12 protein-coding genes are annotated in these 12,921 nt (G+C 71.4%); 7 read left to right on the top strand and 5 right to left on the bottom strand.

Going from position 1 to position 12,921, the window contains the following annotated elements; genetic code table 11:
* Positions 1-546: DUF2848 family protein (locus WMJ97_RS11450; protein ID WP_347349128.1), on the bottom strand; the 546-nt coding region annotated here is incomplete at its 3' end.
* Between the two features lie 89 nt (positions 547-635).
* Here WMJ97_RS11450 and WMJ97_RS11445 point away from each other — a divergent pair.
* The gene (locus WMJ97_RS11445; protein ID WP_347349127.1) at positions 636-1,961 is read left to right on the top strand and encodes an MFS transporter; all 1,326 of its coding nucleotides are present in this window, start codon (positions 636-638) and stop codon (positions 1,959-1,961) included.
* Positions 1,962-2,022: 61 nt separating this feature from the next.
* Here the strand turns inward: WMJ97_RS11445 and WMJ97_RS11440 are convergent, their stop codons facing one another.
* Positions 2,023-2,655, bottom strand: a complete 633-nt coding sequence (locus tag WMJ97_RS11440; protein ID WP_347349126.1) for a GntR family transcriptional regulator — start codon at positions 2,653-2,655, stop codon at positions 2,023-2,025.
* A gap of 41 nt (positions 2,656-2,696) precedes the next feature.
* Between WMJ97_RS11440 and WMJ97_RS11435 the strand changes: the two genes are divergently transcribed.
* The gene (locus WMJ97_RS11435) at positions 2,697-3,473 is read left to right on the top strand and encodes a nitrilase-related carbon-nitrogen hydrolase (protein WP_347349125.1); all 777 of its coding nucleotides are present in this window, start codon (positions 2,697-2,699) and stop codon (positions 3,471-3,473) included.
* A 44-nt stretch (positions 3,474-3,517) separates the two neighbouring features.
* Here the strand turns inward: WMJ97_RS11435 and WMJ97_RS11430 are convergent, their stop codons facing one another.
* From WMJ97_RS11430 to ptsP, 3 genes are all read right to left on the bottom strand, one after another.
* Positions 3,518-4,111, bottom strand: coding sequence for a CE1759 family FMN reductase (locus WMJ97_RS11430; RefSeq protein WP_347349124.1), 594 nt, complete (start codon positions 4,109-4,111; stop codon positions 3,518-3,520).
* Positions 4,108-5,283 (bottom strand): LLM class flavin-dependent oxidoreductase, encoded by a 1,176-nt coding sequence (locus WMJ97_RS11425; RefSeq protein ID WP_347349123.1) that lies wholly within the window; start codon positions 5,281-5,283, stop codon positions 4,108-4,110. The genes WMJ97_RS11430 and WMJ97_RS11425 overlap by 4 nt, the downstream gene beginning before the upstream one ends.
* Before the next feature lie 103 nt (positions 5,284-5,386).
* A complete protein-coding gene (gene ptsP / locus WMJ97_RS11420; protein WP_347349122.1) occupies positions 5,387-7,057 on the bottom strand; it encodes a phosphoenolpyruvate--protein phosphotransferase in 1,671 nt (556 codons plus the stop codon).
* 171 nt (positions 7,058-7,228) lie between these two features.
* Here ptsP and WMJ97_RS11415 point away from each other — a divergent pair, with 171 nt between their 5' ends.
* The 5 genes from WMJ97_RS11415 (at position 7,229) to WMJ97_RS11395 (ending at position 12,821) form a co-directional block, all read left to right on the top strand.
* Positions 7,229-7,999: a DeoR/GlpR family DNA-binding transcription regulator gene (locus WMJ97_RS11415; RefSeq protein ID WP_347349121.1), complete on the top strand. Its 771-nt coding sequence runs from the start codon at positions 7,229-7,231 to the stop codon at positions 7,997-7,999.
* Positions 7,996-8,958 carry a 1-phosphofructokinase family hexose kinase gene (locus tag WMJ97_RS11410; protein ID WP_347349120.1) on the top strand — a complete coding sequence of 321 codons (963 nt, stop codon included), beginning with the start codon at positions 7,996-7,998 and terminating at the stop codon, positions 8,956-8,958. Before WMJ97_RS11415 ends, WMJ97_RS11410 begins: the two co-directional genes overlap by 4 nt.
* A gap of 30 nt (positions 8,959-8,988) precedes the next feature.
* On the top strand, positions 8,989-11,100 hold the full coding sequence (locus WMJ97_RS11405; protein ID WP_347349119.1) for a fructose-specific PTS transporter subunit EIIC: 2,112 nt from the start codon (positions 8,989-8,991) through the stop codon (positions 11,098-11,100).
* A gap of 32 nt (positions 11,101-11,132) precedes the next feature.
* Complete coding sequence (locus WMJ97_RS11400; protein ID WP_347349118.1) at positions 11,133-11,393, top strand: HPr family phosphocarrier protein; 261 nt, start codon at positions 11,133-11,135, stop codon at positions 11,391-11,393.
* A gap of 324 nt (positions 11,394-11,717) precedes the next feature.
* Complete coding sequence (locus WMJ97_RS11395) at positions 11,718-12,821, top strand: AI-2E family transporter (protein ID WP_347349117.1); 1,104 nt, start codon at positions 11,718-11,720, stop codon at positions 12,819-12,821.
* The last annotated feature ends 100 nt before the right edge of the window (positions 12,822-12,921 follow it).

Here is a 12,921-nt window from a genome sequence, read left to right as displayed (position 1 = left end):
GAGGAGGCCGGCGTCGCCGAGCTTCTCGGTCCAGTAGTCCGGCGGCAGCAGCTGCGCGGGCGTCCCGTCTTGGATCAGGTCCCCGCCGCCCTCCTCAGCGCCCGGACCGACCCACGCGCGCAGGGTGAAGCCGTCGAAGGCGTCCTTGACGTCGCCCCAGCGCCAGGCGACGTCGCCGAGGAAGTCGGGCGCCGACTGCTTGCTCCAGGCCACGCCGTGCACCTCGAGGGCGCGGTCGGTGTGGTCGCAGGCGGCGGTCAGCAGGTAGTCGTCGGCGGACGCCGCGTCCGTCGGCACGATCAGCGCCCACTCCGCCTCCCCGGACGTCTGCCGGTGCGGCACCTGCACCTGGGTGCCCTGGGACGCCAGCGTGGCCGCGAGCGGATACAGCGTCGGGATGCGCTGCGGGCCCGGGACGCCCAGCTCGGCGAGCTCGTCGATGTGGTGCTGGACCTGCTCCGTGTCGCGTCCGGCGTAGCCGCCGTTGAGGGCATAGGCGATGTCGACATCGACCGATCCGCCTCCGACAAGCTGGAACCGAGCCATGCTGCAACCCTTCGTTAACAGGAACCCCTTGCGTAGACACCTTGTATACAACCAGTATTGGCCGCACTTCAAGAGTGAAAGGACCGCTGATGAGCACGACGTCCCGCGGTAGCCACAACGTCGAGGAGCGCCGGAACCTCCGCAAGGCGTTCACCGCCAGCCTCTCCGGAACCGCCCTGGAGTGGTACGACTTCGCCCTCTTCGGCGCCGTGACGGGCACGGTCTTCAGCCGGCTCTTCTTCGACGGCACCGACCCGCGCATGGACATGATCAAGGCCTTCATGACCTACGGTGCCGGCTACGTCGCCCGCCCGGTGGGCGGCGTCTTCTTCGGACGCCTCGGCGACGTCATCGGGCGCAAGAAGGTCCTCGTCTGGACGCTGCTGCTCATCGGCGTCGCCACCTTCTCCATCGGCCTGCTGCCCACCTACGCCCAGGTCGGCGTGTGGGCGCCGATCCTGCTCGTGCTCATGCGGTTCCTCCAGGGCGTCGGGGTCGGCGGCGAGTGGGGCGGCGCCGTCCTGCTCTCCAGCGAGTTCGCCAAGCCGGGCACGCGGGGGCTGTGGGCGTCCGCCGCACAGACCGGCGTCCCGCTCGGCAGCTTCCTCGCGAACCTGCTGCTGGTCGGGATGACCGCGGCGATGCCGGCCGAGACGTTCCTGGCGTGGGGCTGGCGGCTCGCCTTCGGGCTGTCGCTGATCCTCGTCGGGTTCGGCCTGTGGATCCGCCACCGCCTCGAGGAGACCCCCGTCTTCCAGGCGATCATGGAGAAGGGCGAGGCCCCGAAGGCCCCCGTCACCGAGGTCTTCCGGACGCAGGGCCGGGCGCTGCTCGGCGCGATCCTCACCCGGTTCGGGCCCGACGTGCTGTACGCGTTCTTCGCCGTCTACGTCATCACGTGGCTGCAGAACGGGCCGAGCCGGCTCACCAACACGCAGGCGCTGACGTGCACGATGGCGGCCGGGTTCCTGCAGATCTTCACCATGCCGTTCGCCGGCTGGGTCTCCGACCGCATCAACCGACGCCTCCAGTACGCGGTCGCCGCCGTGCTGGGCGCCATCTGGGCCTTCATCTTCGTGGGCATGCTGCACGAGCAGCGCAGCTTCGGGCTCGCGCTGGCCGGCGTCATCGTCGCCCTGATGTTCCACTCGTTCATGTACGCCCCGCAGGCCGCCCACATCGCCGAACAGTTCAGCTCGCGCCTGCGCTACACCGGCAGCTCGCTCGCCTACACGTTCGCCGGCATCTTCGCCGGCGGCCTGGCGCCGACGATGTTCGCCCTCTTCTGGGCGAACGGGCAGAACAGCTGGGCGATGGCCGGCTACATCGCCGGCGCGTGCGTGATCACCCTGATCGGCCTGGCGATGGGCCGCGCGGTCGTCGACGAGTTCGACGAGGCCGCCGCCGAGCAGTGATCCGGCCTCGCCGGACGCCCCGGCCGACTCCCCCGCGTCCCCGGACGCCGGCGGCGTCCCCTCAGGCCCGGGCGTGCCGGGTGGCCGTGCGCAGCAGGTGCGACCGGATGGCCTGCTTGCTGCGCTCCTCGTCGCCGGACGCCAGGGCGTCGATGATGCCCTGGTGCTCGGCGACGACGTCCAGGCGGCTCTCGCGGTCGCGCAGGATCGCGGCGAGGCCGATCACCACGTGCCGCGACCGGACCGTCTCGTACATCTTCGTCATGACCTCGTTGCCCCCGGCGATCACGAGCGCCTCGTGGAAGTCGCGGTCGGCGGCGATGAACTCGCTCGGGTCGGCGTCCTCGGGCAGGGCCGCCTGCCGATCCAGGGACGCCTGCATGCTCGCCAGCGGCACCTTGAGGTTCCGCAGCGCCTCGCCGGCGGCCCAGCTCTCGATGACGGCCCGCGCCTGCAGCACCTGGTGCACCTGGTCGGGGCTCAGCGGCGGCACGAACGCGCCGCGGTTCGGCACGAGCTGCACCAGCCCCTCGGCGGAGAGCAGCAGCAGAGCCTCGCGGACCGGCGTCCGGGAGACGCCGACGGTCTCGGCCAGCTCGGCCTCGTTGATGAAGGTGCCCACGAGCGACGGATCGGACAGCAAGCGTCCGCGAAGATGCTCATAGGCGCGATCACGCCCCGATGCCCGGGTCACACCGCATGTATACAACAAAAGCCAGCACACGAAGGACAGCCATGAACAGCACCAGCCTGAGGGTCGCGGCGGCCCAGTTCTCCTCGACCGACGACCCGGGCGCGAATCTCAGCGTCATCCGGGACGCCGCCCGCGCGGCCGCCGAGGCCGGCGCCCGGCTCGTGGTCTGCCCGGAGGCGTCCCACGCGAACTTCTCGACGCCGCTGGCGGCGGTCGCGGAGCCGCTCGACGGGCGGTTCGCCGACGGCGTCCGGTCCCTCGCGGCCGAGCTCGGCGTCCTGCTGGTCGTCGGCATGTTCACGCCCGCGTCCGACGGGCGCGTCCGGAACACGCTGCTGGCGACGGGGGCCGGGACGGAGGCGTCCTACGACAAGATCCACCTCTACGACGCGTTCGGCTCGCGCGAGTCCGACACGGTCGAGGCGGGGCACGACGTCGTCACGTTCGCCGCGCTCGGCACGACGATCGGTCTGGCCACCTGCTACGACCTGCGCTTCGCGGACCAGTTCACCGCGCTCGGCCGCGCGGGGGCGGAGCTGGTGTGCGTGCCGGCGTCGTGGGGAGAGGGTCCTGGCAAGGCCGAACAGTGGGATCTCCTCGTGCGCGCCCGCGCCCTGGACGCCCAGGCCTGGCTCGTCGCCTGCGACCAGGCCTGGACGCCTCCCGCCGGCGCGGATCCGCTCGGCATCGGGCGCAGCGCGGTCGTCGACCCGTTGGGCGGCGTCCGCGGACGGTTGGCCGCGGCGTCCGGGGTGCTCGTGAGCGACGTGGACCTGGCGCTCGTGCCCGACGTCCGGGCGCGGGTGCCGATCCTGTAGGCAAGCAGGGGGTGGGGCGATCGCCCCACCCCCTACGCGCGGCCTCAGCCGCGCAGCAGTTGCTCGAAGTCGACCACCGCGAACTCGTCGGACGCCTCCGGCGCCGGCGTGGCCGCCACCAGGTCGGCGAACTCCCGGCCCGCGCGCTCGATGCGCCGGTCGAGCCCCGATTCGTCGGAGCCCCAGTCCTCCGTCGCGGCGAACACGGCCGTCGGGGCCACGGTCGCCTTGAGGTAGAAGAACAGCGGCAGCAGCGCGGAGTCGATGGCCAGCGAATGCCGCGCCGAGCCGCCGGTCGCCGCGAGCAGCGCCGGACGCCCTTTCAGCGACCCCTCCTCCAGCGCGTCGAAGAAGAGCTTGAACAGCCCCGAGTACGAGGCGTTCCAGATCGGCGTGACGGCGATCACCCCGGACGCCTGCGCGACGGCGTCGAACGCCTCGCGCAGCCGCGCCGAGGGGACGCGCGTCCCCAGGAAGTTCACCAGGTCGGACGCCAGCTCGCGCACCTCGACGGTGCGCACCTCGACGGCCTGGTCGGACGCCTCCAGCCGGTCCGCGGTCGCCTTCGCGAGCCGCTCCCCCAGCAGGTGCGTGGACGACGGCGTGCTCATGCCCGCCGTGACAACGGTGATGATCAACGGGACTCCTCGAGTTCGTACGGCGAACGCCCGGTGACGTCGTCGACGGCGTGTCCGCCGTGGTCGTTCTGGGCGGTGGAGCCGGTCTGCTCCGATCCGGACGCCGCCCGCGCGGCCACCAGGCTCGCGTGCGTCGGGGCGTCCGGGACGTGCGCGGGGCGTCCGGCGGCGAAGCCCGCGCGCAGGTCCGGCAGGATCTCGCCCAGCAGGTCGAGCTGCTCGAGCACGGTCTTCAGCGGGAGCCCGGCGTGGTCGATCAGGAACAGCTGGCGCTGGTAGTCGCCGACCTCGTCGCGGAACGACAGCGTGCGCTCCAGCACCTGCTGGGGCGAGCCGACGGTCAGCGGCGTCTCCGCGGTGAACTCCTCCAGGCTGGGGCCGTAGCCGTAGACCGGCGCGACGTCGAAGTACGGGCGGAACTCGCGCACGGCGTCCTGGGAGTTCTTCCGCATGAAGAACTGCCCGCCGAGCCCGACGATCGCGGTGTCGGCCGGACCGTGGCCGTGGTGCTCGAAGCGCTGGCGGTAGAGCGCGACCATCTGCTTCGTGTGGCTCATCGGCCAGAAGATGTTGTTGTGGAAGAAGCCGTCGCCGTAGTAGGCGGCCTGTTCGGCGATCTGCGGCGTCCGGATCGACCCGTGCCACACGAACGGCGCGACGCCGTCCAGCGGTCGGGGCGTCGAGGTGAAGCCGTTCAGCGGCGTCCGGAAGCGGCCCTTCCAGTCGACGACCTCCTCGTCCCACAGCCGGCGCAGCAGGGCGTAGTTCTCGATGGCCAGCGCGACCCCGTCGCGAATGTCCTTGCCGAACCACGGGTAGACCGGGCCGGTGTTGCCGCGGCCCATCATGAGGTCGACGCGGCCGCCGGAGAGGTGCTGCAGCATCGCGTAGTCCTCGGCAATCTTCACCGGGTCGTTCGTCGTGATGAGCGTGGTGGACGTCGACAGGATCAGCCGCGTGGTCTGCGCCGCGATGTAGGCCAGCGTCGTCGTCGGGGAGCTGCTGAAGAACGGCGGGTTGTGGTGCTCGCCGATCGCGAAGACGTCCAGGCCGATCTCCTCGGCCTTCTTGGCGATCGCGACCTCCGCGAGCACGCGCTCGTGTTCGGTCGGCGTCCGGCCGGTCGTCGGATCCGTGGTCACGTCGCTGACGCTGAAGATCCCGAACTGCATTGCCACTCCTAGGTAATTGCGATTTCAACTAACCTAACGCGGAGGGGTGCGCCACTATTCCACGGGCGGGTGGGCGGCTTCATCGGCCGCCCACCCCCAAGCCTCAGCCGAGCAGCTCGGCCGCCTTGGCCTTCGCCGCGGACGCCGAGCCGGCGCGCAGCACCTGCGCGGCGGCGTCCTGGCACTGCTGCATGGTCACGGACCCCACCTGGACGCCGACCGCCGGGATCGCGGTGGTCGCCATCGACAGGTAGGTGACGCCGAGCCCGAGCAGGACGCACGCGAGCAGCGGGTCGGCCGCGGCCTCGCCGCAGACGCCGACCGTCTTCCCCGCCCGCTGGCCCGCCTGCGCGGCCATGTGGATCAGGCTGAGGACGGCCGGCTGCCACGGGTCGGTCAGGGTCGCCAGCGGCGACGACATGCGGTCGGCCGCCATCGCGTACTGCGTCAGGTCGTTCGTGCCGATGGAGAAGAACTCGACCTCGTTGAGGAAGTCGTCGGCCAGCAGGGCGACGGCGGGCACCTCGACCATGATCCCGGGCTTGAGGTTGCGTTCGCGGCAGGCCGCCGCGAAGTCGCGCGCCTCCTCCAGCGTCGCGACCATGGGGGCCATGACCCACGGGGACGCGTCGTTGTCCTCGCCGGCCATGGCGATGGCGTCCAGCTGGCGCGTGATCAGGCCGGCGTTGGTCTTCTCCAGCCGGATCCCGCGGACGCCGAGGGCCGGGTTCTCTTCGTCTTCGTGGTTCGCGAAGGGAACGGGCTTGTCGGAGCCGGCGTCCAGGGTGCGGATGACCACCTTCTTGCCCGGGAACGCCGCGAGCACCTCGCCGTAGATCTTCGCCTGCTCGGCGGTCGACGGCTCGGTCTGGGCGGTGAGGAAGCACATCTCGGTGCGGAACAGCCCGATGCCGTTGGCCTCGGTTCCGGACGCCCGCCGCGCGGCCGCGCCGTCTTGGACGTTCGCCAACAGGTCGACCTCCACGCCGTCCGCGGTACGGCCGGGGCCGGTCCACGTCCGGATCGCCTCGCGCCGCGCCGAGTCGGCCTCGATGAGCCGCTGCGCGTCGCCGGGCTCGACGCCCATCGTGACGGTGCCCAGCGTGCCGTCGACCAGCACCGGGGTGCCCTCGGGCACCTTCGCGAGCTCGGTCACGGCGACGATGCAGGGGATGCCGAGCTGCCGGGCGAGGATCGCGGTGTGGCTCGTGGGGCCGCCCAGGCGCGTGACCAGGGCCAGCACCAACTCGGGGTCAAGCCCCGCCGTGTCGGCCGGCGCGAGGTCGTCGGCGAGGAGGGCGATCGGGCTGCTGGGGGCCGGGACGCCCGGCTCCGGCTCGCCGAGCAACTGGGCGATGGTGCGGTCGCGGATGTCCTTGAGGTCGGTGGTGCGCTCGGCCATCAGCCCGCCCACCTGCTGGAACATCGCGACGAACTGATCGGTCGCGCCTTCGGTGGCCGCCTCCGCGGACTGGCCGCCCTTGATGAGCTTCTGCGCCGCGCGCAGCCACCCGCGATCCTTCGCGAGGGCGGCGGTCGCGCCGAGGACCTCGGCCGCCACGCCCGTGGCCGACGACGCCCGCTCGGTGAAGCGGCCGGCCACGATCGTGGTCGCGGCCTTGAAGCGCTCGACCTCGCCCTCGCGCTCCTCGTCGGGCACGACGCGGTCATGGATGCGCTTCGGCAGCACGGGCCTGGGCTTGGTCCAGGCGGCGGGGGCGTACGCGAAACCCGAGACGACTCCGGTGCCGCTGACGGTCTGGTCGTTGCTCATAACTGTCCTCTTCCTCGAGACCGCGACGACTCGTCGCGCGCGATACGAATCATGTCATCGCCGCCGCCCGCCCTCTTGCACATCCACAAAAACGGGTGTAAAACAACGTTTAGAGACATTTGGTTGCGTGGAGTTGCCGCGCGGGTCAGTGCCGACGAAGGATGGTGCCGAATGTACGCCGAGGAGCGTCAACACGCGATCGTGCTGCTCGCGCAAGAGCGCGGGCGCGTCGGCGTCGCCGACCTCGCGCGTCGGTTCAAGGTGACCCCCGAGACCGTTCGGCGCGACCTGGAGACCCTCGCCAGCGCGGGCAGCATCGACCGCGTCCACGGCGGGGCGGTCCCCGCCGGCCGCATCCGGCTGACCGAGGCCGGCGTCGCCCTCCGCGAGACGTCGCGCATGTCAGAAAAGGCGCGCATCGCGCGCGCCGCGCTGTCGTTCCTGCCGACGCGGGACGATACGACGGTGCTGCTCGACGGCGGCACCACGACGGCCCGGCTGGCCGAACTGCTCGTCCCGGGGCAGGTCGGCACGATCGTGACGAACTCGGTGCTCATCGCCGGCTCCCTCGCCGCGCGGGGGGTGGAAGGCGTCCACATGCTGGGGGGTCGCGTCCGTGGAGTGACCCACACGACGGTGGGTTCGGCGACGGTGGACGCCATCCGCCGGCTCCGCGTCGACGTCAGCTTCGTGGGCGCGAACGGCTTCAGCCTGCGCCAGGGCCTTTCCACTCCAGATCCCAGCGAGGCCGAGGTCAAGTCGGCTATCGTCCGGGCAGGCGGCACCGTGGTCGCCCTCGCAGACGCCTCGAAGTACAACAGCGACTATCTGGTCGGATTCGCCGACCTCGCCGAGGTCGACGTCATCGTCACCGACAAGTCGCTCCCCACCGCCGATCACTCCGCACTCGTCGACCAAGGAATCGAGGTTGTCCTCGCATGATCGTCACTTTCACGCCCAACCCCAGCATCGACAAGACGATCTCGCTGGCCGAGCCGCTCCAGCGCGGCGAGGTGCAGCGGGCCACCGACGCCACCGTGCAGGCCGGGGGCAAGGGCATCAACGTCGCCCGCGTCCTCGCGTACGCCGGCGAGCAGGCCGTCGCCGTCCTCGCGATCACCGACGAGGCGTTCAACGCCGAGCTGGTCGCCAGCGGCCTGCCGGGTGCGTGCCGGGTGGTGCAGGGCGGCATCCGGGTGCGCACGAACACCGCCATCACCGAGCCCGACGGCACGACGACGAAGGTCAACGAGCCCGGCCCGACGCTCACGCCCGAGCAGGTACAGGCGGCCCAAGACGAGTTGATCGCCCGGGCTGCGGACGCCGACTGGGCGATCCTGTCCGGCTCGCTGCCGCCCGGCGCGCCCACCGACTGGTACGCCCAGCTCGTCAAGGCGCTCAAGCCGCTCGGCTGCAAGGTGGCCGTCGACACCTCCGACGCCGCGCTGGAGGCCCTCCTCGACGGGCTGCCGGAGGCGTCCTTCGATCTGATCAAGCCGAACAGCGACGAGCTCGCCCAGCTCACCGGCGGCGACGCGGCGGCGTTCGAGGCGTCCGCGGAGGCCGGCGACGTGGACGCGATCGTCGAGGCCGCCCGCGGGCTGCAGGCCCGCGGCATCGCGAACGTGATGGTCACCCTCGGCGGCGCGGGCGCGGTGCTCGTGACCGCGGAAGGCGCCTGGTACACGACCGCGCCGAAGGTCGAGGTCAAGAGCACGGTCGGCGCGGGCGACTCCTCCGTCGCCGGTTTCGTGCTGGCGTCCGTGCGCGGCGAGACGCCGGACGGCTGCCTGCGCACCGCGGCGTCCTACGGGTCGGGCGCGGCCGGCCTGCCGGGGACCTCCCTCCCCCGTCCCGACGATATTCACCCCGAGCGAGCCGACGTCCGGCGCGTTCTGTAAAGCACCCCACCGCCTGACAAGGGAAGAGAGATGGATAGTTCCGACAAGTTGATGACGACGGATCTCGTCGCCCTGGACGCCGATCTCGGCCAGACCAAGGAAGACGTCATCGGGTCGCTCGCGCAACTGGTGCAGGACGCCGGTCGTGCGGACGCCGCGGGCCTCAAGGCCGACGTCCTGACGCGCGAGGGCAAGGCCGCCACCGGGCTTCCCGGCGGGTTCGCGATCCCCCACTGCCGGTCCGCCGCCGTGAGCAAGGCCTCCCTGGCCTTCGCGAGGCTCGACCCGAAGGTGGACTTCGGCGCGAAGGACGGCCCGGCCGACCTCGTCTTCATGATCGCCGCCGCCGCAGACGGGGACGCCGACCACCTGAAGCTGCTGACGAAGCTCGCGCGGGCGCTGGTCCGCAAGGACTTCCTCGCCTCCCTGCGCGCGGCGACGTCGAAGGAGGAGATCGTCGCGCTGGTCGACGACGTCCTCGACCCCAAGCCGGCCGCCGACAAGCCGGCCGCCGCGGGTGCTGCCGCGGCAGGAGCGGCCGGCGCGTCCGCGGGATCCTCCGCTGCCGCCGCCCCGGCCGCGTCGGGCGCGCCCGCCGGCGAGCACCTCGTGGCCGTCACCGCGTGCCCGACGGGCATCGCGCACACCTACATGGCGGCCGATTCGCTGTCGAACACGGCGAAGGAGATGGGCGTCGACATCCGCGTCGAGACGCAGGGTTCGGGCGGCGTCGAGCCGATCCCCGGCGACGTCATCAAGTCGGCCGCGGCCGTGATCTTCGCGACCGACGTCGGCGTCCGGGATCGTGAGCGGTTCGCCGGCCTGCCCGTCATCGAGTCGGGCGTGAAGCGCGCCATCAACGAACCGAAGGTCATGATCGAGGAGGCCCTCGCGGCCGCCAAGAACCCGAACGCCCGCCGGGTCACCGGCGACGCGGGGGCGGCGGCCGGGGCGTCCGGCAGCGAGGGCGACAAGCTGGGTTGGGGCAAGCGCATCCAGCAGGCCCTGATGACGGGCGTCTCGTACATGATCCCGTTCGTGGCCGCCGGCGGCCTGCTGATCGCCCTCGGCTTCCTGCTGGGCGGCTACGGCATCGGTCTGGCCCCCGACTGCGGCGCTCTGCCGGCATGGGCCTCCGGCGTCACGGCCGAGCAGTGCGCGTCGTACTCCAACACCGCGCAGTTGGTCTTCCACGCCGGTTGGGGCGCGGGGCCGGCTCTATACCTCGGCTCGGTGGTGTTCCTCGTCGGCCAGGCGGCGTTCAGCTTCCTGGTGCCGGCGCTGTCGGGCTACATCGCCTTCGGCCTCGCCGGGCGTCCGGGCATCGCCCCCGGCTTCGCCGGCGGTGCGATCTCGGTCACGCTGGGCGCCGGCTTCATCGGCGGCCTGGTCACCGGCCTCATCGCCGGTCTGATCGCGCTGTGGATCGGCTCGTTCAAGGCACCGCGCTGGCTGGCGGGCCTGATGCCGGTCGTGATCATTCCGCTCGTCACCACGCTGATCACCGGCGGCCTGATGTACCTGCTGCTGGGCGCTCCGCTGGCCGCGATCACGACGGGTCTCACCAACACGCTGAACGGCATGTCGGGCGGCTCCGCGATCCTGCTGGGCGTCGTGCTCGGGCTCATGATGTGCTTCGACCTCGGCGGCCCGGTCAACAAGGCGGCCTACCTGTTCGCGACCACGGGGCTCGCGGCCAACACGGAGGCGTCCTTCCACATCATGGCCGCGGTCATGGCCGCCGGCATGATGCCCCCGCTGGCGCTCGCGCTGGCCACGATGCTTCGGCCGAAGGTGTTCAGCGAGGCCGAGGTCGAGAACGGGCGCACCGCCTGGCTGCTCGGGCTGTCGTTCATCTCTGAGGGCGCGATCCCGTTCATGGCGGCGGACCCGCTGCGCGTGATCCCGTCGATGATGGCGGGCGGTGCGGTCACCGGCGCGATCTCGATGGCGCTCAACGTCGGCAGCAGGGCCCCGCACGGCGGCATCTTCGTGTTCTTCGCGATCCAGAACTTCCTCGGGTTCCTCATCGCGATCGTCGCGGGCATGGTGGTCGCCTGCGCGCTCGTCGTGCTCCTGAAGCAGCTGAACCAAAACAAGAAGATCGCCGACGCCAAAGCTGAAGCGGCTACGGCAAAATAGGCCCCGTCCAACCCAACGAAGGAGTTACACCCATGGCTAGCAAGACCGTCACCGTCGGTTCCGCCGTCGGCCTGCACGCCCGCCCCGCCGCGATCATTTCCGAGGCGGCCGGCAAGTACGACGACGAGATCACCCTCCGCGTCGCCGACGGCGACGAAGTGGACGCCGGTTCGTCGCTGCTCATCATGACCCTGGGCGCCAGCAAGGGCACCGAGGTCACCGTCGAGTCCGACAACGAGGAGGCGGTCAACGAGATCGCGGGCCTCATCGAACTCGACCTCGACGCGCAGTGATTCAGTACCCCTCCTGATCCGGCCCGCCGCCGGATCCGCTTCGGACGCCCCCGCCCCACTTGGGCGGGGGCGTCCGTCGTCGGAGGCGTCCGTCGTCGAGGAGAGGGCCGCCCTCGAGGGGTTCCGTCGTCGGGGTGGGCGTTCGTCTCCCAGGGATCCACCGCCGCCGCGCGGGGGCACCGGACCACCCGCGCGCCCGCAGGGGCGCGACGGGCGCCCGCGGCGTCCCACCCCCTGGATCGTGCCGACTTCACCCCCGATGGGGGCATGATCGCTGGCAGCCGCAGCGCGGTCGCGCGACGGCCCCGACAACAGGAGGTGAGGGTGCAGCCACCCGAGAACACGGCCGGGCCGCTGCCCGCCGTCCCACCGGACGAGCGGGCCAAGCAGCGTCACGTCGCCCGCGACGCCCGCGCGTTCCGGAAGGGCTTCTTCAGCGGGCTCGGCCTCCTCGTGGCCCTCGGGCTCGTGCTGGCGCTGATGCAGTTGAAGCAGATCATCATCCTGGTCGGCTTCTCCATGTTCATCGCCCTCGGCATGAACCGGGTGGTGAAATCCCTGGTCAAGAGGGGCGTCCCGCACGCGCTCGCGCTCGCGCTGATCGGGATCGTCGTGCTGGCGCTCGTGGTCGCGGGCGTGTGGATCATCGTCCCGCTCGTGGCGAGCCAGCTCGCCGGCCTCACAGCGAGCGCGCCGCAGGTGCTGGATCAACTCCAGACCAACCCGGCGGTCGCCCGCTGGGACGCCCAGTTCCACGTGATCGACCGCGTGAGCGCGTTCGTGGCGTCGGGGAGCTGGGTCAACGACCTCTTCGGCGGGATCGTCGGCGCCGGCACCGCGGTCGCGAACGGGGTGTTCTCGACGTTCATGACGATCATCCTGACGCTGTACTTCCTGGCGTCCGCGACCGCGATCGAGAACACGCTCGTGGAGCTGGCGCCGGCGTCCAAGCGGCCGCGGGCGCGGTATCTGGCCCAGCAGATCCTCGACCGGATCGGCGGCTACCTCACCGGCATGACCCTCGTCGTCGCCCTCTGGTTCGGCGTCACGTTCGCCGTGACGAACTTCACCGGGCTGGGCGGCTACTCGCTCGCCTTGGCGATGCTGGTCGGGATGCTCGCCGCGATCCCGGCGGTCGGCTCGTCGATCGGGCTGATCATCTGCTCGCTCGTCGCCCTGACCGTCTCGCCGCACGCCGCGCTGATCACCCTGATCACCCTGATCGCCTACCAGCAGATGGACGCCTACCTCGTCCAGCCGCGACTGTTCTCCCGGTCGTTGAACGTGCCGCCGGTGATGGTCGTGCTGGGCGCGCTCTGCGGCGCGCTGCTGCTCGGCGTCGCGGGGGCCCTGCTGGCGATCCCGATCGTCGCGTCGCTGCTGCTGCTGTACCGCGAGATCATCGTTCCGACCCTGGACGCGGCCTAGCTTTCCTCGGCCGGGTGCCGACGAGAGGCGTCGGCCCGGGCTGTGAGGCGTCCTCAGTGGACGCACCCGCACCCGCACCCGCACCCGCACCCGCACCCGC

This window comes from Nigerium sp. (assembly GCF_039811905.1).
Taxonomy (GTDB): Bacteria; Actinomycetota; Actinomycetes; order Propionibacteriales; family Propionibacteriaceae; genus Propioniciclava.
The sequence above is the reverse complement of the archived record's forward strand: the minus strand, read 5'-3'. Positions and strand labels throughout refer to the sequence as shown.